This window comes from Escherichia sp. KTE31, from assembly GCF_000407925.1.
Classification (GTDB): Bacteria; Pseudomonadota; Gammaproteobacteria; order Enterobacterales; family Enterobacteriaceae; genus Escherichia; species Escherichia ruysiae.
This window is the reverse complement of sequence record NZ_KE136723.1, coordinates 766,088-786,412: the sequence shown is the minus strand read 5'-3', so window position 1 is coordinate 786,412 and position 20,325 is coordinate 766,088. Positions and strand designations below refer to the sequence as shown.

Here is a 20,325-nt window from a genome sequence, read left to right as displayed (position 1 = left end):
AGTTATGAATACTCGCTGGCAACAGGCCGGGCAAAAGGTGAAGCCTGGTTTCAAATTAGCAGGCAAGCTGGTACTTCTTACCGCGCTGCGCTATGGCCCGGCGGGTGTAGCTGGCTGGGCGATAAAATCAGTTGCTCGCCGACCACTGAAAATGTTGCTGGCCGTGGCGCTGGAACCGCTGTTAAGTCGGGCTGCCAATAAACTGGCACAGCGTTATAAAAGGTGAGGGGAGTTTCGCAAAAATTGTTAAATCTCAGGCGTATAATGGATGGCAATTTTCATCCATAGAAGGACGCTTACATGTTTAAAAAAGGCTTACTTGCTCTGACACTGGTGTTTTCACTGCCCGTTTTCGCCGCTGAACACTGGATCGATGTTCGCATTCCAGAACAGTATCAGCAAGAGCACGTTCAGGGGGCCATCAATATTCCCCTGAAGGAAGTGAAAGAGCGCATTGCCACCGCCGTTCCGGATAAAAACGACACCGTTAAAGTGTATTGCAACGCCGGACGCCAGTCCGGGCAGGCAAAAGAGATCCTCAACGAAATGGGATATACCCACGTTGAGAACGCCGGTGGTCTTAAAGACATTGCGATGCCGAAGGTCAAAGGTTAACAAATTACGTATTGAGCGGTGTAAATAACGCCGCTTATTCATTTGATAAATCAAAATTAACCCACATTATTATCTCCAGCATCTCATCCTTTCTACAGCTTTCTGGCACAGGACAGCAATGAAGCGACTCAAAAATGAACTTAACGCGCTGGTGAATCGTGGCGTCGACAGGCACCTGCGACTGGCGGTAACCGGACTTAGCCGCAGCGGCAAAACGGCGTTTATCACCGCGATGGTCAATCAGTTGCTCAATATTCATGCAGGAGCACGCTTGCCGCTGTTAAGCGCGGTGCGTGAAGAGCGCCTGCTGGGTGTGAAGCGTATTCCACAGCGCGATTTTGGCATTCCGCGTTTTACTTACGACGAAGGGGTAGCGCAGCTGTACGGCGACCCTCCCGCCTGGCCGACGCCAACGCGTGGCGTCAGTGAAATCCGCCTGGCATTGCGTTATAAATCGAACGATTCGCTACTGCGTCACTTCAAAGACACCTCCACGCTGTATCTGGAGATTGTGGATTATCCCGGCGAGTGGCTACTCGATCTGCCAATGCTGGCGCAGGACTATTTAAGCTGGTCACGGCAGATGACGAGCCTGCTTAATGGTCAGCGCGGCGAGTGGTCGGCAAAATGGCGGATGATGTGCGAAGGGCTTGATCCGTTAGCGCCTGCCGACGAAAACCGTCTTGCTGATATCGCCGCCGCGTGGACCGATTATCTTCACCACTGCAAACAGCAGGGGCTGCACTTTATCCAGCCAGGCCGCTTTGTTCTGCCGGGGGATATGGCAGGCGCGCCCGCGCTGCAATTCTTCCCGTGGCCGGATGTCGATGCCTGGGGCGAGTCTAAACTGGCACAGGCCGATAAGCATACCAACGCCGGAATGCTGCGCGAGAGGTTTAATTATTACTGCGAGAAAGTGGTGAAGGGGTTCTATAAAAACCACTTTTTGCGTTTTGACCGCCAGATTGTGCTGGTGGATTGCCTGCAACCGCTGAACAGTGGGCCGCAGGCGTTTAATGACATGCGTCTGGCGCTGACGCAGTTGATGCAAAGTTTCCACTACGGGCAACGTACGCTTTTCCGGCGCTTGTTCTCGCCGGTTATCGACAAATTGCTGTTTGCCGCGACGAAAGCGGATCATGTGACCATCGATCAGCACGCCAATATGGTTTCATTACTGCAACAACTAATTCAGGATGCCTGGCAAAATGCGGCATTTGAAGGGATCAGCATGGACTGCCTGGGGCTGGCTTCCGTTCAGGCGACCACCAGCGGCATCATCGACGTCAACGGCGAGAAAATCCCGGCGCTGCGCGGTAATCGACTCAGCGATGGCGCACCGCTCACCGTTTACCCTGGTGAAGTTCCCGCGCGTTTGCCCAGTCAGGCGTTCTGGGATAAACAAGGCTTCCAGTTTGAAGCGTTTCGCCCGCAGGTGATGGATGTCGATAAACCACTGCCGCATATTCGCCTTGATGCCGCGCTGGAATTTTTAATAGGAGATAAATTGCGATGACCGAACCGTTAAAACCACGTATTGATTTCGACGGTCCGCTGGAGGTCGATCAGAACCCTAAATTTAAGGCGCAGCAGACCTTTGATGAAAATCAGGCGCAAAATTTTGCCCCGGCGACGCTCGACGAAGCGCCGGAAGAAGAGGGGCAAGTCGAAGCGGTAATGGATGCGGCGCTGCGTCCGAAGCGCAGTTTGTGGCGCAAAATGGTCATAGGCGGGCTGGCGCTGTTTGGTGTGAGCGTTGTTGGTCAGGGTGTGCAGTGGACGATGAATGCCTGGCAAACTCAGGACTGGGTGGCGCTGGGCGGTTGTGCGGCTGGTGCATTGATTATCGGGGCTGGCGTTGGCTCTGTGGTAACAGAGTGGCGGCGCTTATGGCGCTTGCGCCAGCGTGCGCACGAACGCGATGAAGCGCGCGATTTGTTGCATAGTCACGGCACGGGTAAGGGGCGCGCATTTTGCGAGAAACTGGCGCAGCAGGCCGGCATCGATCAGTCGCATCCGGCGCTGCAACGCTGGTATGCCTCAATCCATGAAACGCAGAACGATCGTGAAGTCGTCAGTCTGTACGCACATCTGGTTCAGCCAGTGCTGGATGCGCAGGCGCGTAGAGAAATCAGCCGTTCGGCGGCAGAATCTACCCTGATGATTGCCGTCAGCCCGCTGGCGCTGGTGGATATGGCATTTATTGCCTGGCGCAATCTGCGGTTGATTAATCGTATCGCCACGCTCTATGGCATTGAATTGGGTTATTACAGCCGTTTGCGCCTGTTCAAACTGGTATTGCTGAATATCGCTTTTGCCGGTGCCAGCGAACTGGTGCGCGAAGTGGGGATGGACTGGATGTCACAAGATCTCGCCGCTCGTTTGTCGACACGTGCTGCCCAAGGGATTGGCGCCGGACTCCTGACCGCGCGACTGGGAATAAAAGCTATGGAACTTTGCCGTCCGTTGCCGTGGATCGACGATGACAAACCTCGCCTGGGGGATTTTCGTCGCCAGCTTATCGGTCAGGTAAAGGAGACGCTGCAAAAAGGCAAAACGACCAGCGAATAATAACGCAATATCGGGTGCTGATCGGATATCTTTACGCCGAAGTGCCCGATAATCCGTCTTTGTGTCAATCTTTGTTGACAGAAATCTTCCTGCCACTCGAATAGTGTCATATCATCATATTAATTGTTCTTTTCTCAGGTGAAGGTTCCCATGCGTCTGGAAGTCTTTTGTGAAGACCGACTCGGTCTGACCCGCGAATTACTCGATCTACTGGTTCTAAGAGGCATCGATTTACGCGGTATTGAGATTGACCCAATCGGGCGGATTTACCTCAATTTTGCCGAACTGGATTTTGACAGTTTCAGCAGCCTGATGGCGGAAATTCGCCGTATTGCAGGTGTTACCGATGTGCGCACTGTGTCATGGATGCCTTCCGAGCGCGAACATCTGGCGTTGAGCGCATTGCTTGAGGCGTTGCCTGAACCCGTGCTTTCTGTCGATATGAAAAGCAAAGTGGATATGGCGAATCCGGCGAGCTGTCAGCTATTTGGTCAAAAACTTGATCGTTTACGCAATCATACCGCTGCGCAATTGATTAACGGATTTAATTTTTTACGCTGGCTGGAGAGTGACCCGCAGGATTCGCATAACGAACATGTGGTGATTAACGGGCAAAATTTCTTGATGGAGATAACACCGGTTTATTTGCAGGATGAACACGACCAACACGTCCTGACCGGTGCGGTAGTGATGCTGCGCTCAACGATTCGTATGGGGCGTCAGTTGCAAAATGTGGCTGCGCAGGATGTCAGCGCCTTTAGTCAGATTGTCGCCGTTAGCCCGAAAATGAAACACGTTGTCGAGCAGGCGCAGAAACTGGCGATGTTAAGCGCGCCACTGCTGATCACGGGTGACACTGGTACAGGTAAAGATCTCTTTGCTTATGCCTGTCATCAGGCCAGCCCTCGCGCCGGTAAACCTTATCTGGCGCTGAACTGCGCGTCTATACCGGAAGATGCCGTTGAGAGCGAACTGTTTGGACATGCCCCGGAAGGGAAGAAAGGGTTCTTTGAGCAGGCGAACGGCGGCTCGGTGCTGCTGGATGAGATTGGTGAGATGTCTCCACGGATGCAGGCTAAATTGCTGCGTTTCCTTAATGACGGCACTTTCCGTCGGGTTGGCGAAGATCACGAAGTGCATGTCGATGTGCGGGTGATTTGCGCGACGCAAAAGAATCTGGTTGAGCTGGTGCAAAAAGGCGTATTTCGGGAAGATCTCTATTATCGTCTGAACGTGTTGACGCTAAATCTGCCACCGCTGCGCGACTGTCCGCAGGATATCATGCCGTTAACCGAATTGTTCGTCGCCCGCTTTGCTGACGAGCAGGGAGTACCCCGGCCGAAATTGGCTGCCGATCTGAATACTGTGCTGACGCGTTATGGCTGGCCGGGTAACGTGAGGCAGTTGAAAAATGCTATCTATCGTGCACTCACGCAACTGGACGGCTACGAACTGCGTCCACAAGACATTTTGCTGCCAGATTATGACGCGACAACCGTTGCCGTGGGTGAAGATGCGATGGAAGGTTCGCTGGATGAAATCACCAGTCGATTTGAGCGTTCGGTGTTAACCCAGCTTTATCGCAATTATCCCAGCACGCGCAAACTGGCAAAACGTCTGGGCGTTTCACATACCGCGATTGCCAACAAATTGCGTGAATACGGCCTGAGCCAGAAGAAGAGCGAAGAGTAAACACGTAAAATGCCTGATGGCACAATACCATCAGGCATAATAAATTACGCCTTCAGTACCGCCAGAGCTGCTTCGTAATCCGGCTCAGTGGTGATTTCATTCACCAGCTGGCTGAAAATCACATTGTCATTTTCATCAATTACGACAACTGCGCGCGCAGCCAGACCTTTCAGTGGGCCTTCAGCGATCTCAACGCCGTAAGCTTGCAGAAATTCGCTATTACGGAAAGTGGAAAGGGTGATGACGTTGTTCAGACCTTCTGCACCGCAGAAACGAGACTGGGCGAACGGCAGATCGGCGGAAATACACAGTACAACGGTGTTGTCGATTTCTGTCGCCAGTTGGTTAAACTTACGTACTGATGCGGCGCAAACACCGGTATCAATACTCGGGAAAATGTTCAGCACTTTGCGTTTACCCGCAAACTGACCGAGGGTGACGTCAGACAGATCTTTTGCCACGAGAGTAAAAGTCTGCGCTTTGCTACCCACTTGCGGGATGGAATTGGCGACTGTAACCGGGTTGCCCTGGAAATGAACGATTTGTGACATGATTATCTTTCCTGTTTACATATAGTTAACGTCACACCTAGTTTATGCTAACTGTCAATAACACAGCAATCGCTATTTGCGCTTAATCCGCAGTCCATCGCGGCAACAAGGAGTAAAGATGAGAACCGTAAAGGTATTTGAGGAAGCCTGGCCGTTACATACCCCATTTGTAATTGCTCGTGGCAGCCGCAGTGAAGCGCGTGTGGTAGTTGTTGAACTGGAAGAAGATGGCGTTAAAGGTGCCGGGGAATGCACTCCCTATCCGCGCTATGGTGAAAGTGACGCTTCAGTAATGGCGCAAATTATGAGTGTTGTGCCGCAACTGGAAAAAGGGCTGACACGTGAAGAATTACAAAAAATTCTGCCTGCGGGCGCGGCGCGTAATGCGCTGGATTGCGCATTGTGGGATCTCAGTGCACGTAAACAGCAGCAGACTCTGGCTGAATGTATCGGTATAACGCTTCCCGACACCATTACCACTGCACAGACGGTTGTCATCGGTACGCCTGATCAAATGGCCAGCAGTGCTGTGGCACTATGGCAAGCAGGGGCGAAATTGCTGAAAGTGAAACTGGATAACCATCTTATTAGCGAGCGGATGGTGGCAATTCGCTCGGCTGTACCCGATGCAACGTTGATTGTTGATGCGAATGAATCCTGGCGCGCAGAGGGATTGGCAGCGCGATGTCAGTTGCTGGCTGATTTAGACGTTGCGATGCTGGAACAACCGCTTCCCGCACAGGACGATGCGGCGCTGGAGAATTTTATTCATCCGTTACCCATTTGCGCTGATGAAAGTTGTCATACCCGTAGCAATCTGAAGGCGCTGAAAGGGCGCTATGAGATGGTTAATATCAAACTCGATAAAACGGGGGGGCTGACCGAAGCCCTGGCATTGGCGACCGAAGCGCGCGCCCAGGGGTTCAGACTGATGTTGGGCTGCATGTTGTGCACCTCGCGCGCCATTAGCGCCGCTTTACCATTGGTGCCACAGGTCAGTTTTGCCGATCTTGATGGACCGACCTGGCTGGCGGTGGATGTGGAGCCGGCGCTACAGTTTACGACCGGCGAATTGCATCTTTAGGATGCCAGCGCAGTAAATTCGCCATTGCAAAGAGATACTTTTCACTGGCTTCATCGGAGGAGATGGGCGGGAACTCAGCGGTAATACAGTGCAGGTTCAGGTCTGCACACCAACTGCCGAAGGAGCCGGGGGTTTCGTATCCGACGCTGGTCACCAGCGGCAATTCAAATGCCTGAGCCAGCCACTCACCTAATTCACTATGTCGGGGATCTTCAATACAAGCCAGAGGATCGTGAAAAGAGACAATCCAGGCGGGGTGGATACGATGAATGAGCTGGCACAACGCCTGGGTTTCAGGTTCGGAGCCGGGTTTATCGCCGGTCAGCAAGACCACGTCGCGCTCTTCGGCGGCACTGTTCCAGCGGTACACCGTTTCACCTTCCTTCCAGTTCGCCGCCGGAAAGTTTCTGTTTAGATCCACACCATTGGCATTAGCCCGCAGACCAAGCTGGCAACCGTCAGGATTCACACAGAGCACGACATGATGGCGGCGCAGAGACGGTGTTAACGTGCGTAATGCGCAGGAGAGGGTGACGACGGAAGAATTTTCGTCGCCGTGGGTGCCAGCCAGGATTAAACCACTTTCGCTGCTGGCGGCAGAAGCCGGAAACCAGATCAACGGCGCACCTAATAAAGAACGTCCGTAATGTTCGGTTCCTGGCGGAAAAGCGCCCCGTTCGGCGCGCGGGCGGGTCACGGTCATAATCGTCTCGAATATAAGAAGTATTACAGGCAGTGTTGTGCAAATTTTGCGGATTATCAAATCCTTTTCGACAACGATATGTTATCGATCCTTTATCACTTTTTTGCCGGAAGTTATTTGCATTTCTTCAAGGAGAAACAAATAATTACGCATCAATCTTAACATCATTTTGAGGGTATCTTATGCAGCACTCTGTTTCAGTTACTTGTTGTGCGCTGTTAGTCAGCAGCATTTCCCTGTCGTATGCTGCAGAAGTTCCGGGCGGCACAGTACTGGCAGAGAAGCAAGAGCTGGTACGCCACATTAAAGATGAGCCAGCTTCGTTAGATCCCGCGAAAGCCGTGGGTTTGCCAGAGATTCAGGTCATTCGCGATTTGTTTGAAGGTCTGGTGAATCAAAACGAGAAAGGGGAGATTGTGCCTGGTGTCGCCACGCAGTGGAAAAGTAATGACAATCGTATCTGGACTTTTACCCTGCGCGAGAACGCCAAATGGGCCGATGGTACGCCGGTAACGGCGCAGGATTTTGTCTATAGCTGGCAGCGTCTGGTGAACCCGAAAACGTTGTCTCCGTTTGCCTGGTTTGCCGCGCTGGCAGGGATCAATAACGCTCAGGCGATTATTGATGGTAAGGCTACGCCTGACCAACTAGGCGTCACCGCTGTTGATGCTCATACCCTGAAAATTCAGCTTGATAAACCATTGCCCTGGTTTGTGAATTTAACGGCTAACTTTGCTTTCTTCCCGGTGCAAAAAGCCAACGTTGAAAGTGGTAAAGAGTGGACGAAACCAGGGAATCTGATCGGCAATGGCGCTTATGTACTTAAAGAGCGCGTGGTTAATGAAAAGCTGGTCGTTGTGCCGAATACTCATTATTGGGATAACGCCAAAACGGTGCTGCAAAAAGTCACTTTCTTGCCGATTAACCAGGAATCTGCTGCCACTAAACGCTATCTCGCAGGTGATATTGATATCACTGAATCCTTCCCGAAAAATATGTATCAAAAGCTGTTGAAGGATATTCCAGGGCAGGTTTACACGCCGCCACAGTTGGGGACGTATTATTATGCGTTTAACACGCAAAAAGACCCGACGGCAGATCAACGGGTGCGTCTGGCATTAAGTATGACGATTGATCGCCGTCTGATGACGGAAAAAGTGCTGGGCACGGGTGAAAAACCAGCATGGCATTTCACGCCAGATGTTACTGCCGGATTTACGCCAGAACCTTCGCCGTTTGAACAAATGAGTCAGGAAGAACTGAATGCTCAGGCGAAAACATTGTTGAGCGCCGCCGGGTATGGCCCACAGAAACCGTTGAAACTTACACTATTATATAACACGTCGGAAAATCACCAGAAAATTGCTATCGCTGTGGCGTCGATGTGGAAAAAGAATCTTGGCGTAGATGTCAAACTGCAAAATCAGGAATGGAAAACCTATATCGATAGCCGTAATACCGGCAATTTTGATGTTATCCGCGCCTCGTGGGTTGGGGATTATAATGAACCATCAACCTTCCTGACGCTGTTAACGTCAACACACTCAGGAAATATTTCCCGCTTTAACAATCCGGCATACGACAAAGTGCTGGCTCAGGCATCGACTGAAAACACCGTTAAAGCACGCAACGCCGATTACAACACGGCAGAGAAAATCCTCATGGAGCAAGCACCGATTGCGCCAATTTATCAATATACAAATGGACGGTTAATCAAACCGTGGCTGAAAGGTTATCCCATTAATAACCCGGAAGATGTGGCTTATAGCCGGACTATGTATATTGTAAAACATTGATTATGATGTCATCTGGCGCAAAAATTGCGCCAGATTTTACAACCCCGATAAAATTCCTCTCTTTTTTAAATTCACCCTATAAAAGATTACTCTCAAGATGAGACTGTGAAATTTTCAGACTATATTAAGTACAAACTCTAATCATAAATTTTATTTATCTGCTGTATTACATACTCCAAATATAAGCTGTGCTTTACTTTTTTTTATAACGTGAAGTGTATTTCATCACTTGTAAAACATCTTCATATGAAAATAAACACACAGCTAAACATGGGGTGGTAAAATGAAAAAAGCCTCCGCTATTCCGTTAGTTATCTCGCTATTTTTCTCTTATTATTCTTCTTTTAGTCTGGCCGCAGAGCCGCTTCCCGATGCCGCATCACTGGGACTGGAAAACTTAACTAATGATCTCTCACGACAGCAGTTATTTGTAAAAATCCTGGGATCAGATCTTTCCCGTAAAATGGAATATGACACGTTCGCAGTAAAAAAATACTTTAAATTTCCGACTGATGTCTCTTATGACTCGGTATTAAATCAACCTCGACCAAGTTCTTTATTTGGAGTGGATATCAGCCATCATAACGATAAGGATTTTCCAATCGAACTGTTGGCAAAAAATAAATCTGTGTTTCTGTATATGAAGTCCAGTCAAGGAACGCGTTATGTCGATCCCGAATTTGCCGGTTTCTGGCAACGGGCCGGGGCTACGGAACGGGGAGTAAAATTACACCGTGGAGCATATCATTTTCTTTCCAGCGGCACTCCGGCAGACGACGCTGAAACATGGGGACGTAAGCAGGCGATGACGTTTGTTAAAATTATTAAAGCTAACGGGGGATTACGCGCAACGGATATGCCACCGGCGGTGGATGTGGAGTGGGATGTGGACTCATCAACGGGTAAGGATCGTTGGCAAAAGCGTAAACCTGCTGAAATTATAACGATGATCAAGGCGTTTACCGCACAGGTCGAAGCCGATTTAGGGCGTAAACCGGTTATCTACACTGCGCGAGCCTGGTGGAAAGATGCCGGTGGTGGGGAAAATAGTTTTGCCCAGGTTGCAGATCACAAACTGTGGCTGGCTGATTACTCTAATCAGGCTCAGGCCAGTGAAACCCCGCGCTCAATCAACCAGACAAAATGGGCGATCTGGCAGTTCACCGACGCAGCACAGCTTAATTTAGGATCGAGTAAGAAGTTTGATGCCAGTATTTATAAAGGTCCAATTGCTGAATTTTATACCACGTTGGGCGTGCAGGAATTTTAACTTATGAACAGACGATGGCTTACTTTATGTATATCGGTTCTGGGGCTATTCGTTGCCGGAATATCGCAGGGAATATCAGATGCACGTGCAGATGATATTTGTAAAAATGGTGCAATGGTTCCTGATGAGTATTGTCGTTTTTTTATCCATTATGGACCTGAGGCTCCTGGTAAACTGGATATCCGAATCAGTGATGCGTTAAAAATACCAGATCAGGATGCAGCGAAAACTCGCGCGATTGGGCTGATTATTTCAATTTCAAAATATCCACTGTTACATGCAGATATTCCAGCAGCTGCAGTAGACGGTCAAAGAATGGCTGATTTTCTTATTAATGGGCAAAAGTTTGATGAGGTTATTTTACTGAAAGATCAGGATGCGTCACTGGATAACATTAATTATTTTCTGAAAGAATATCTACCTGCCAGAGGGATGATGTTTGATAAGAAAGCTCGCTTGTTAATTGCTTATTCAGGTCATGGGCGTTTTGGCACTCAAAATGGTAATTCTGATAAGGCACCGGCATTTGTTTTGAGTAATGCTACAGATATTGATGGTTCAAAAGGCATGTATGAAATGCCAGCTTTGAATGCTCAACTCAACATTCTGGCAAAGCGTTATTTCCATGTTTTGACTTTAGTTAATGCTTGTTTTGGTTCAGGTCTTTTTGGCATGACAGATGGCGCAGGGAATTCAAACGCGTATAGTAAACCAGGTGCGTATGCGATAGCCGCTGGTGATGATAAAACAGAAGTTTATTCCCTGGAAAAAGATAAAGGCAGTGTATTTTTTGATACCCTTATAAAAGGCGTTGCTGATGGCGTTGCCGACGAACGCTTCGGGAAATCGTATATGGTAAAAATTGATGGTAAAAAGGAATACTACGCGGGAATTACCCGAACATTAAGTTTGTTTATCTATGTGAACGACCAATATATAAAAATCAATGAAAAACTGGACGAGGAAGGGAAAGGAATACATCTTAGTGATGCCTGGATAGGAGCAACAGAAAACCCAGCCGGACCGGGGGGATTCTTCTTTATTAACGATCCTGCGGTCAGTCGTCTGGATAAAAAAACACAATTATCAGCCGGGAATGCAGATGAATTTACGAATATTGATAAGACCGCATATTCTATTAAAGAACCGCCTACTGCGCCAGATGAACCAAAGAACAAAGATATAACACCTATTGAAATTCCTTATGGCCCCGTGAGTGCAATTCCCAACCGACCTGACATCCGTATCTTCAAAACACCGGATATTTACCCAATCAGTGGCCATGATATCTCGTCTAACGATGGCGAAATCGACTGGAAATTGTTTCAGGAGAAATCACCTGCGCGTTTTGTCTACGTGAGAGTGGTTGGCTGGAGAGGGCCAGACTCGTCGTTTAAGGCTCACTGGAAGCAATTAGCAGATTCAAAATTTGATCGCGGAGGCTATTTTAAATTTGATTTTTGCCTCACTCCTGAGGCGCAACTGGAAACAGCAAAAAGCCTGCTGCCTGAAGACCCGAAAATGTTGCCTCCCGGTATTTTACTGGTGAATCCAGAAGGTGAAGATACAACCCAACTGGCTTGTTTTAAAAAATCGGGAATGGTGAATGCACGGAATGATATTTTACGTTTTGCTGCCCTGATATATAAAAATTACCATAAAATACCAATATTTTATGGCAATCATAATAATTTGTCCCATTTCATGGACAGTCGGTTCGACCAGTATATGGTGTGGATGGGGTATTGGGGACAAGCTGGTGTGAAGCTCGAGGGGCGTAATCCCTGGACGCTTTGGCAATATTCAGGAAACGAAAAGGTGCCGGGCATTGGTCACAGCACAGAGTCAGAAGTTTTCTTTGGTACTGAAGAACAGTATGCCCAGTTTAAAGCGGGTGAGAATAATGTCGCTCTGGCTGCGGTAAATTGAGGAAATAAATAAAACCGGATGTCGAATATTATTATCGTCATCCGGTTTTGTTGAGTGTTATTTAAGCTGTTCGGGAGGTGTAATATTATCCATATACAGCGTCTGGCTGGGGAAGGCAAAGTCCGCGCCGTGTGACTGCACAATATCAATAATCTTCAAATAAACATCCTGCTGGGCGGCCAGCCATTCGGCCCAGACCGTGGTCTTAGTAAAGCAATAGACCATAATATTTAATGACGAATCTGCAAACTGGTTGAAATAAACCAGTAAGGTTTGTCGCTGGTCGATAGCAGGGTGATTTTTCAGCATCTCACGTACGGCTTCGACAATAGCCCCAACTTTTGCGGCATCTTCATAACGTAAACCAATGGTAGTGGTAATACGCCGGTTGGTCATCCGCCCTGGGTTTTCTACGCTAATGGACGAAAAAAGCGAGTTTGGTACGTACAGTGGGCGATTATCAAAGGTGGTGATTTTTGTGATACGCCAGCCAATTTCTGCTACTGTGCCTTCGATATTCCTGTCCGGTGAACGGATCCAGTCGCCAATACTAAAGGGGCGATCGAAATAGAGCATAATCCCGGAAAAGAAGTTACTCAGAATATCTTTACCGGCCATACCGACAGCCAGACCACCAATACCACCAAAGGTCAACAAGCCAGAAAGGCTCATGCCGAAATGTTCGCCATAAAGCAGAACAATCACTACGATAATGCTGATTTTGATGATGCGCGACATAATCCGCGCGCTGGTGATATCTCGACCTTTTTTTATCTGTTGCCTTTCAAACTGATTAATCAGGAGAAATAACTTAACCGTCAGAATAAGCGCAATCAGTGACGTACAGATAAAATCGATAACGCCTGGGGTGATAAATTTGAGTTTGTAATTTTCAATAACATAATTAATGATGCTGCCGACAGCACTGATAATTATGGTGTAGATCAAAAATTGAACCGCATGGAATAAGAATCCTTTTCTTTTACGATTTCCACGACGAAACCAAAAGCTCATCAGAATCAATGCTGCGCAGCTACCGAAAATAATGACCAGATTAAGCGCATTATTTGTAAACAGTTCAGCGATCATTGTTTTATCAGGCTCCTCCAGATAATTGATGTCATGCCGGAAACCCCTGGCGGGGGTATTTTATCGCGATAATTCATTCATATCATCAATAGACAGGGAAGGAAGTAGCAACATTAGCGAATTTATCAATGGGTTGATGATTTGAACGGCAACAATCTCATGCTTTCGGGGCAGACAACGAGGAAATGTCATGATATTGTTACGCACAAGTAACAAAGAGTTTATCTGCATAAGGATTACATCATGATCATGACGAAGCTGAAGTCAGCAAAGGGGAAGAAGTTTCTCTTTGGTCTGTTGGCGGTTTTCATTATTGCGGCGTCAGTTGTGACTCGCGCGACTATCGGCGGTGTTATCGAACAATATAATATTCCGCTTTCTGACTGGACGACATCAATGTATGTGATTCAGTCATCGATGATTCTTGTTTATAGTCTGGTCTTTACTGTATTGCTGGCAATCCCGCTGGGAATTTATTTCCTCGGTGGTGATGAGAAGTAAATAAAAGAAAGGCCCGAGATATCGGGCCTTGCAAGTAATTGATAAACAATTAATCGTCTTCTTCGTCATCCAGTTCGACAGGCGTCTGGTACTGGTCAGGTTTAATCACCAGCAAATCGCAGCGGAGATGATCAATCACCTGTTCTGCCGTATTACCAAGGAATGCCGCAGAGATACCGGTGCGTCCCACAGTGCCAAGAACGACAATCCCTGCCTGCAAATGTTCGGCCAGATCTGGAATCACTTCTTCAGGCAAACCTTTTTCAACGTGCGTCATGTTTTCATTAATGCCGAATTTCTGCCGCAGGGCTTTCATCGCCAGCAAATGTTGTCCACGAATGGCATCGTTATAAACGCTTGGATCAAATTCCGGCAGTTCAATGGCAATATTGATAGGTGTTACGGGGTAGGCGCCAACCAGATGGACTTCGGTGTGATTTACCTGTTCCGCCAGCTCGATCGTTTCTTTCACCAGTTTTTCATTGAGCGCATTATGATACGGCTCTTCACTGGCGAGATTCACCGCCACCAGCGCCTTACCACCTTCCGGCCACGGCTGGTCTTTCACCATCCACACCGGGCTTGGGCATTTGCGTAACAGGTGCCAGTCGGTAGGGGTGAAAATAACCGCTTCCAGACGGTCATGTTGGTGCGCCATTTTTAGCACCAGATCGTGCCCACTGCTAACCACTTCCTGAATGATGGCTTCGAAAGGACGGTTATGCCATACCACTTTAATTTCAATCGGGACGCCAGCGTTGAGATAATACTTTGCCTGCTCATGGATCCAGGCAGTACGCTGGCTGATAACCCCCTGACGCATAGCGGTACGCTCGTCGGGAGAGAGCAGGGTAGTCATTTCGTATGAGAAGTCATAAATCGGCAAAAAGGCTTTAATTTTGCCACCAATCCGTTGATGTAAATAAACAGCTCGCCGTAATGCCGGTTGATCGTCCTGGTTAGGGTCGATAACAACGAGCATGTTCTGATACATAGCCATACAGGGTCTCCTTACAACAACTGTCAACGCAGTTTGTAATTAAAAGATTAACCCATATCTGGTGAATGAAACAGTGATGAACCTTCTGCCAGATCAATAAATCAGAAAAATTTAATGATATGACAGAAGGATAGTTGATTATGCGGAAAAATCAGGCAACGTTACGCGTATGACCAGCAAGCAAGGCCAGCGCATCGTTATTTTCGATGGTGATGTATTTACCTTTGACTGCCAACATGCCGCTTTTCTGGAAACGACCCAGCAGACGACTGATGGTTTCTACCGTCAGGCCAAGATAGTTACCGATATCGCCACGAGTCATCGTCAGGCGGAATTCACGAGGGGAGAAGCCGCGTTGGGCAAAACGACGGGACAGGTTGTAGATAAAAGCAGCCAGGCGTTCTTCTGCATTTTTCTTCGACAACAGCAGGATCATGTCCTGATCGCCTTTGATTTCACCGCTCATCAGACGCATCATCTGCTGACGCAGATTCGGCATTTTACCAGACAGATCGTCCAGGGTTTCGAACGGGATTTCACATACCATTGAGGTTTCCAGCGCCTGGGCGAAACTCGGGTGATGACCGCTACCAATAGCGTCAAAACCTACCAGATCGCCTGCTAAATGGAAGCCAGTGATTTGCTCGTCGCCTTGCTCTGTGATGGTATAACTTTTAATCGTACCGGAGCGGATGGCATAAAGCGATTTAAGTTCATCACCAGCCTTAAACAGCGTCTGGCCTTTCTGAATAGGCTTCTTTCGCTCGATGATATTATCAAGCTGATCAAGCTCATGTTCGTTGAGTGTGAACGGGATGCAAAGCTGACTGATGCTGCAATCCTGGCAATGGATAGCACAACCGCCAGACTGAATGCGCCGTATAATTCGCTTTTCCGGGATCATAGGTCTGCTCAAGCCGTAATTGATATTTGTCAATTTTAACATCTTTTTAGGGAGCAAGTAAGTCTAAGCAAACCTTAACAGCGGAGAATTCCGATAATAGATGTAAATTTATGTCTATCCCGTTGAAAACCTTTAAATTGTTAAGGGTAACTTTACATAAAACTGTGAACAAATCGGCACAAATTGTTTAAGGTTTATAGCAGCAGATAGCCTTCATGGCGCAATAACCACTCTTTTCGCTGCACTCCGCCTGCATATCCTGTCATCGTGCCGTTTCGTCCAATAACCCGGTGGCAAGGGACGACAATGCTGATCGGATTAGAGCCATTTGCTGCGCCAACGGCACGCGCTGCGCCTGGTCGACCCAGATGTTCAGCAAGTTGACCGTAATGCATTACCTGCCCGCAGGGGATAGTGCGCAGTGTTTTCCAGACTTCGCGCTGAAATGGCGTGCCTCCTGTGGCGGTAGGAAGGGTATCAATAATGCTAAGATTCCCGGCAAAATAGTCACGAAGTTTGTCGCTTAAGCCCCCTGGGTTGGTGGCAGAAATGCGCTCATAACCTTCTTTGCGATAATGGATGTCCAGCAGCTGCACCATGCGTTCGCTGTACTCTTCCCATTCAACCGCCCGCAGACGAAATTGTTCATCGCAAATTACCCACAGAGGTCCCAGTGGCGTGGCAATTTTTTCTTCAAGTAATCTCAGCATCCGTTCTCTCTTAAGACAAACGTGGGTAAATCCCCGAACCAATAGGCTGACCGATAAGATACCACGCCAGCAACATTAGCAGCCATACCACCAAAAAGATTAAGACTAACAAAGAGTAAGTACCTGGTTTCGCGTCTGGTTTGTCGCGATCTGGTCGCATAAAGCGATTTTTTGATTTTTCTGCCTGAATAAATGGGGGTGTTCCATCACCTGGATCGAGGCTGGAATAATTCCAGTCAGCGAAATTTTACCGAAGGCGACCTGTTATTTGATTCAGCAGCGTGATAGCCGCCTGGCACCACTGAACTCGCCATTCATCACCCAATCCCGGCGAGAATGTAGTTATTTACAGAGCTAAAAAATGAATAAAAAAATAGAGCCTGTCGACATCCGCCAGACTCTACAGTACACACAGCAGTGCATCCGCGTCTTAAATCCGGCCTGGGTTCCTCGTGACCGGTGACAGTGTTATAACGGTTTTGCCCATCCGTTGCCAATTTTCTTCAGTGACAGATTTCACGAAAATATAAGTTAAATCATTCGTCTCGTGATTGCATAATCATGCATCGCTAATCTGCGTTCTGCTCTTCATCGCATTTTTGTTAGTTCCTGCTATGAATAAATCACCCTGATCGGATGCCTGTGCTGAATTAAACCCGGCCTAAACTGTTCGATACTGTCACCAGGCTAGTATAAAATGCCCCGCCTGTGCAGACACCAGCAGGTATGGAGCAAAGTATTGTTTCAATCTGCGAAGTGAACGATGCAGCAAATATCAGATGTGTGAAGGTGCATAGGAGGTTACATGAACCTTGACGACAAATCGCTGTTTCTTGACGCCATGGAAGATGTCCAGCCACTGAAGCGCGCTACAGATGTCCACTGGCATCCAACGCGTAACCAACGTGCGCCGCAGCGTATCGACACGCTGCAACTTGATAATTTCCTTACCACTGGATTTCTCGACATCATCCCGCTAAGCCAGCCGCTGGAGTTTCGGCGGGAAGGGCTGCAACATGGGGTGCTGGATAAGTTACGCAGCGGTAAATATCCGCAGCAGGCCAGCCTGAATCTTCTACGTCAGCCGGTGGAAGAGTGCCGCAAAATAGTGTTCAGTTTTATTCAACAGGCATTGGCGGATGGTTTGCGTAACGTGCTGATTATTCATGGCAAGGGGCGGGACGATAAATCGCACGCCAACATTGTTCGCAGCTATGTGGCGCGCTGGCTGACCGAGTTTGATGATGTTCAGGCATATTGTACCGCGCTACCGCATCATGGCGGCAGCGGGGCGTGTTACGTCGCACTCCGTAAAACGGCGCAGGCGAAGCAGGAAAACTGGGAGCGCCACGCTAAACGCAGCCGTTGATCACGGGACGCTTCCGTGGCTTATGCTGCCAGCACGCGGTTGCGTCCATCATTTTTTGCCCGATACAACGCATCATCGACCCGTTTAAACAGTTCATCAATACTTTCATTTCCTTCGTTATGCGCCACGCCAATACTGACGGTGAAGCGCGGCAAGCCCGAAATGCTCACTTTTGCCACGCTCAAGCGGATAGTTTCAGCCAACGAAAGTGCAGTATCCAGAGGGGTTCTGGGCAATAATAAGACGAACTCTTCACCACCCCAGCGAAACACCAAATCACCTTTGCGGGCGCAGCTTTCGAGTGTACGGGCAAGTGCGTATAACACTTCATCCCCTTTCTGATGACCGTATAAGTCATTGATATGTTTAAAACGATCGGTGTCGATGAGTAGCAAACTGTAGTCCTGAGCGATTGCCAGGTGCTGCATCTGTCCTGGTTCAGTTATGTAGTAAAACTGTCGACGGTTAAGTAATCCCGTTAGCGCATCATGGTGGGCCGCATGTTCCAGCTGTTCCTCGAGCCTTTTTTGCTCAGTAATATCATGTACGATGCATAACATTAACCTGTCACCGTAAATCTCAATTGGTCCAGCATAAGTTTGTACGTGTCGAACGGAACCATCTGCCAGTTTATGGACAAAATTGAGGGGCTTATGCCCGCCGGGTAAACGTGAAATTTCATGCATGACAGGCATAACGCGACGCCCAAGCATATTAATTTCCCAGGTGTGTTTCTGACACATTGTTTCATGGTTATAGCCATAGAAATTAAGCGCGGCCAGATTGGCATCGACGATTTGGCCATCACGCGAGGGATCTATCAACAACATTGGCGCGGAGTTAGTCAGAAAAAAACGCGCATAAAACCCTTGTTTTTTACGTTGATAATTCGCAGAGCGGCTGGCTTTTAAACCCAGAGTTGCGGGTGTTTCCATTCCTTCAAATATAATTACTTTCTCTATGTCATTAATCTCTTTGAGGGTCAACCGACAGCTTAATGCTGTATCTTCACCATTACGCTGGACAGTGAGGATTTCTACAATATCAAGCTGGTTATGCAGGTCCGTAAGGTATTTAGGCAGTTCGTTTTGCGAGGAGATGGAATAGAGGCCGGTACGTAGCTGACTAAAAGTGAGTTCTTGCATCAACAGTCGCGCAGCACTATTGGCATAAATTAATTGTTCCTCGAAGGGTGAAACGATCCAGACAGGACTGGTTAATAAGTCCAGGGTATTGAAGTTGTGCGTAGTCATTGAAATCCCGTTATTTTTATCAATCTTTTGTTGCTACCTGATCGCAAAAATGCCACGACAAATGATCAGATAATTCTGATAATGATAGACGCTATTTAACGCTTCACACGTTTTCGAATCAGGAAAAGTATTTTGCTTTCTGTATTTAATTTTGACAGGATTTTATTAATCATTTCAGGGTAATGGGGTGATGAGATTTTGCGTAACATGACCAGAAGACTAGACTACAAAATAATCCGTTGATGATGGGAGGCACTGTGGAAGTGATTAAGGGAGCGGACGTAAATGTCCCGGATGCAGTATTTGCCTGGATTCTGGATGGCAAAGGTGGCGTTAAACCGCTGGAAAATACAGATGAGATAGATGAAGCGCATCCTTGCTGGCTCCACCTCAATTATGTGCACCATGACAGCGCCCAGTGGCTGGCGACGACACCACTGCTGCCAAATAATGTGCGCGATGCGCTGGCGGGAGAAAGTACACGGCCCAGAGTCAGTCGTCTTGGCGAAGGGACGCTGATTACTTTGCGCTGCATTAATGGCAGTACTGATGAACGTCCCGACCAGCTGGTGGCCATGCGTGTTTATATGGACGGACGGTTAATTGTCTCGACCCGACAACGTAAAGTGTTGGCGTTGGATGATGTGGTTAGCGATCTGGAAGAGGGCACTGGTCCGACCGATTGCGGCGGCTGGTTGGTGGATGTGTGTGATGCGTTGACCGATCATTCCAGTGAGTTTATAGAACAACTGCACGATAAAATTATCGACCTGGAAGATAATCTACTCGATCAACAAATTCCTCCGCGCGGTTTCCTGGCGCTACTGCGTAAACAATTAATTGTTATGCGTCGCTATATGGCGCCGCAACGTGATGTTTATGCTCGTCTTGCCAGCGAGCGATTGCCGTGGATGAATGACGACCAACGCCGTCGAATGCAGGATATTGCCGACCGCCTCGGACGTGGTCTGGATGAGATTGACGCCTGTATTGCCCGAACTGGCGTGATGGCGGATGAAATCGCTCAGGTCATGCAGGAAAATTTAGCGCGTCGCACGTATACAATGTCCTTGATGGCAATGGTCTTTTTACCCAGTACGTTTTTAACGGGGTTATTTGGCGTCAACCTTGGTGGTATTCCTGGCGGGGGATGGCAATTCGGCTTTTCGCTTTTTTGTATTCTGTTAGTTGTTCTTATTGGTGGTGTTGCTTTATGGTTGCATCGTAGTAAATGGTTGTAACAAAAGAAAATTTGTCTACTTACTGTATACAAAAACGCCTTAAAGTT

19 protein-coding genes and 2 pseudogenes are annotated in these 20,325 nt (G+C 48.2%); 13 read left to right on the top strand and 8 right to left on the bottom strand.

The genetic code is table 11. The features are described 5' to 3' along the window. The first annotated feature begins 4 nt into the window (after positions 1 to 4). From pspD to tyrR, 5 genes are all read left to right on the top strand, one after another. Positions 5 to 226 carry a phage shock protein PspD gene (gene pspD / locus WES_RS09660; protein ID WP_001295585.1) on the top strand — a complete coding sequence of 74 codons (222 nt, stop codon included), beginning with the start codon at positions 5 to 7 and terminating at the stop codon, positions 224 to 226. 74 nt (positions 227 to 300) lie between these two features. Continuing rightward, a complete protein-coding gene (gene pspE / locus WES_RS09665) occupies positions 301 to 615 on the top strand; it encodes a thiosulfate sulfurtransferase PspE (protein WP_000473120.1) in 315 nt (104 codons plus the stop codon). 118 nt (positions 616 to 733) lie between these two features. Further along, positions 734 to 2,131: a YcjX family GTP-binding protein gene (locus tag WES_RS09670; RefSeq protein ID WP_016158378.1), complete on the top strand. Its 1,398-nt coding sequence runs from the start codon at positions 734 to 736 to the stop codon at positions 2,129 to 2,131. Continuing rightward, positions 2,128 to 3,186 (top strand): YcjF family protein, encoded by a 1,059-nt coding sequence (locus WES_RS09675; RefSeq protein WP_000138701.1) that lies wholly within the window; start codon positions 2,128 to 2,130, stop codon positions 3,184 to 3,186. Before WES_RS09670 ends, WES_RS09675 begins: the two co-directional genes overlap by 4 nt. A gap of 150 nt (positions 3,187 to 3,336) precedes the next feature. Next, positions 3,337 to 4,878 carry a transcriptional regulator TyrR gene (gene tyrR, locus WES_RS09680; protein ID WP_010357009.1) on the top strand — a complete coding sequence of 514 codons (1,542 nt, stop codon included), beginning with the start codon at positions 3,337 to 3,339 and terminating at the stop codon, positions 4,876 to 4,878. A gap of 44 nt (positions 4,879 to 4,922) precedes the next feature. On the opposite strand, the gene tpx is transcribed toward tyrR, so the two are convergent. After that, positions 4,923 to 5,429 (bottom strand): thiol peroxidase, encoded by a 507-nt coding sequence (gene tpx, locus WES_RS09685; protein ID WP_000078459.1) that lies wholly within the window; start codon positions 5,427 to 5,429, stop codon positions 4,923 to 4,925. Positions 5,430 to 5,547: 118 nt separating this feature from the next. Here tpx and ycjG point away from each other — a divergent pair, with 118 nt between their 5' ends. After that, entirely contained in the window at positions 5,548 to 6,513 is a 966-nt protein-coding gene (gene ycjG, locus WES_RS09690; protein WP_010357011.1) for an L-Ala-D/L-Glu epimerase, read from the top strand. Here ycjG and mpaA read toward each other — a convergent pair. Next, positions 6,488 to 7,216 (bottom strand): murein tripeptide amidase MpaA, encoded by a 729-nt coding sequence (gene mpaA, locus WES_RS09695; RefSeq protein WP_010344731.1) that lies wholly within the window; start codon positions 7,214 to 7,216, stop codon positions 6,488 to 6,490. The two genes, ycjG and mpaA, sit on opposite strands and share 26 nt — an antisense overlap. Before the next feature lie 182 nt (positions 7,217 to 7,398). Here mpaA and mppA point away from each other — a divergent pair, with 182 nt between their 5' ends. The 3 genes from mppA (at position 7,399) to WES_RS09710 (ending at position 12,211) form a co-directional block, all read left to right on the top strand. After that, positions 7,399 to 9,012 (top strand): murein tripeptide ABC transporter substrate-binding protein MppA, encoded by a 1,614-nt coding sequence (gene mppA, locus WES_RS09700; protein ID WP_016158377.1) that lies wholly within the window; start codon positions 7,399 to 7,401, stop codon positions 9,010 to 9,012. A 283-nt stretch (positions 9,013 to 9,295) separates the two neighbouring features. Further along, positions 9,296 to 10,282, top strand: coding sequence for a glycoside hydrolase family 25 protein (locus tag WES_RS09705; RefSeq protein WP_016158376.1), 987 nt, complete (start codon positions 9,296 to 9,298; stop codon positions 10,280 to 10,282). Between the two features lie 3 nt (positions 10,283 to 10,285). Continuing rightward, positions 10,286 to 12,211 (top strand): GH25 family lysozyme, encoded by a 1,926-nt coding sequence (locus tag WES_RS09710; protein WP_016158375.1) that lies wholly within the window; start codon positions 10,286 to 10,288, stop codon positions 12,209 to 12,211. Between the two features lie 57 nt (positions 12,212 to 12,268). Here the strand turns inward: WES_RS09710 and ynaI are convergent, their stop codons facing one another. After that, entirely contained in the window at positions 12,269 to 13,300 is a 1,032-nt protein-coding gene (gene ynaI / locus WES_RS09715) for a low conductance mechanosensitive channel YnaI (RefSeq protein WP_000559884.1), read from the bottom strand. 243 nt (positions 13,301 to 13,543) lie between these two features. Here ynaI and WES_RS09720 point away from each other — a divergent pair, with 243 nt between their 5' ends. Beyond that, a complete protein-coding gene (locus tag WES_RS09720; protein WP_000606103.1) occupies positions 13,544 to 13,801 on the top strand; it encodes a DUF2534 family protein in 258 nt (85 codons plus the stop codon). A gap of 49 nt (positions 13,802 to 13,850) precedes the next feature. Here the strand turns inward: WES_RS09720 and uspE are convergent, their stop codons facing one another. The 4 genes and pseudogenes from uspE to WES_RS0121480 all read right to left on the bottom strand — a co-directional run. Then, positions 13,851 to 14,801: a universal stress protein UspE gene (gene uspE, locus WES_RS09725; RefSeq protein ID WP_001262134.1), complete on the bottom strand. Its 951-nt coding sequence runs from the start codon at positions 14,799 to 14,801 to the stop codon at positions 13,851 to 13,853. A 151-nt stretch (positions 14,802 to 14,952) separates the two neighbouring features. Continuing rightward, positions 14,953 to 15,705: a fumarate/nitrate reduction transcriptional regulator Fnr gene (fnr, locus tag WES_RS09730; protein ID WP_000611910.1), complete on the bottom strand. Its 753-nt coding sequence runs from the start codon at positions 15,703 to 15,705 to the stop codon at positions 14,953 to 14,955. A 194-nt stretch (positions 15,706 to 15,899) separates the two neighbouring features. After that, positions 15,900 to 16,415, bottom strand: a complete 516-nt coding sequence (gene ogt / locus WES_RS09735) for a methylated-DNA--[protein]-cysteine S-methyltransferase (RefSeq protein WP_000945003.1) — start codon at positions 16,413 to 16,415, stop codon at positions 15,900 to 15,902. A gap of 10 nt (positions 16,416 to 16,425) precedes the next feature. Continuing rightward, a pseudogene (locus tag WES_RS0121480) lies at positions 16,426 to 16,563 on the bottom strand (hypothetical protein); the annotation flags it as partial. Positions 16,564 to 16,577: 14 nt separating this feature from the next. Here WES_RS0121480 and WES_RS24755 point away from each other — a divergent pair. Together WES_RS24755 and smrA are read left to right on the top strand one after the other, a co-directional pair. After that, a pseudogene (locus WES_RS24755) lies at positions 16,578 to 16,773 on the top strand (LysR family transcriptional regulator); the annotation flags it as partial. A 447-nt stretch (positions 16,774 to 17,220) separates the two neighbouring features. Then, positions 17,221 to 17,784, top strand: a complete 564-nt coding sequence (gene smrA / locus WES_RS09740) for a DNA endonuclease SmrA (RefSeq protein ID WP_001046817.1) — start codon at positions 17,221 to 17,223, stop codon at positions 17,782 to 17,784. Between the two features lie 20 nt (positions 17,785 to 17,804). On the opposite strand, the gene WES_RS09745 is transcribed toward smrA, so the two are convergent. Then, positions 17,805 to 19,037: a sensor domain-containing diguanylate cyclase gene (locus WES_RS09745; RefSeq protein ID WP_000207189.1), complete on the bottom strand. Its 1,233-nt coding sequence runs from the start codon at positions 19,035 to 19,037 to the stop codon at positions 17,805 to 17,807. A gap of 257 nt (positions 19,038 to 19,294) precedes the next feature. Here WES_RS09745 and zntB point away from each other — a divergent pair, with 257 nt between their 5' ends. Continuing rightward, entirely contained in the window at positions 19,295 to 20,278 is a 984-nt protein-coding gene (gene zntB / locus WES_RS09750) for a zinc transporter ZntB (protein ID WP_016158374.1), read from the top strand. Positions 20,279 to 20,325: the final 47 nt, after the last annotated feature.

Bases quoted from the DNA above. Each gene is read 5' to 3' on its own strand.
- pspD (WP_001295585.1), top strand. From the start codon at position 5: ATGAATACTCGCTGGCAACAGGCCGGGCAAAAGGTGAAGCCTGGTTTC.
- pspE (WP_000473120.1), top strand. From the start codon at position 301: ATGTTTAAAAAAGGCTTACTTGCTCTGACACTGGTGTTTTCACTGCCC.
- WES_RS09670 (WP_016158378.1), top strand. From the start codon at position 734: ATGAAGCGACTCAAAAATGAACTTAACGCGCTGGTGAATCGTGGCGTC.
- WES_RS09675 (WP_000138701.1), top strand. From the start codon at position 2,128: ATGACCGAACCGTTAAAACCACGTATTGATTTCGACGGTCCGCTGGAG.
- tyrR (WP_010357009.1), top strand. From the start codon at position 3,337: ATGCGTCTGGAAGTCTTTTGTGAAGACCGACTCGGTCTGACCCGCGAA.
- tpx (WP_000078459.1), bottom strand. From the start codon at position 5,429: ATGTCACAAATCGTTCATTTCCAGGGCAACCCGGTTACAGTCGCCAAT.
- ycjG (WP_010357011.1), top strand. From the start codon at position 5,548: ATGAGAACCGTAAAGGTATTTGAGGAAGCCTGGCCGTTACATACCCCA.
- mpaA (WP_010344731.1), bottom strand. From the start codon at position 7,216: ATGACCGTGACCCGCCCGCGCGCCGAACGGGGCGCTTTTCCGCCAGGA.
- mppA (WP_016158377.1), top strand. From the start codon at position 7,399: ATGCAGCACTCTGTTTCAGTTACTTGTTGTGCGCTGTTAGTCAGCAGC.
- WES_RS09705 (WP_016158376.1), top strand. From the start codon at position 9,296: ATGAAAAAAGCCTCCGCTATTCCGTTAGTTATCTCGCTATTTTTCTCT.
- WES_RS09710 (WP_016158375.1), top strand. From the start codon at position 10,286: ATGAACAGACGATGGCTTACTTTATGTATATCGGTTCTGGGGCTATTC.
- ynaI (WP_000559884.1), bottom strand. From the start codon at position 13,300: ATGATCGCTGAACTGTTTACAAATAATGCGCTTAATCTGGTCATTATT.
- WES_RS09720 (WP_000606103.1), top strand. From the start codon at position 13,544: ATGATCATGACGAAGCTGAAGTCAGCAAAGGGGAAGAAGTTTCTCTTT.
- uspE (WP_001262134.1), bottom strand. From the start codon at position 14,801: ATGGCTATGTATCAGAACATGCTCGTTGTTATCGACCCTAACCAGGAC.
- fnr (WP_000611910.1), bottom strand. From the start codon at position 15,705: ATGATCCCGGAAAAGCGAATTATACGGCGCATTCAGTCTGGCGGTTGT.
- ogt (WP_000945003.1), bottom strand. From the start codon at position 16,415: ATGCTGAGATTACTTGAAGAAAAAATTGCCACGCCACTGGGACCTCTG.
- smrA (WP_001046817.1), top strand. From the start codon at position 17,221: ATGAACCTTGACGACAAATCGCTGTTTCTTGACGCCATGGAAGATGTC.
- WES_RS09745 (WP_000207189.1), bottom strand. From the start codon at position 19,037: ATGACTACGCACAACTTCAATACCCTGGACTTATTAACCAGTCCTGTC.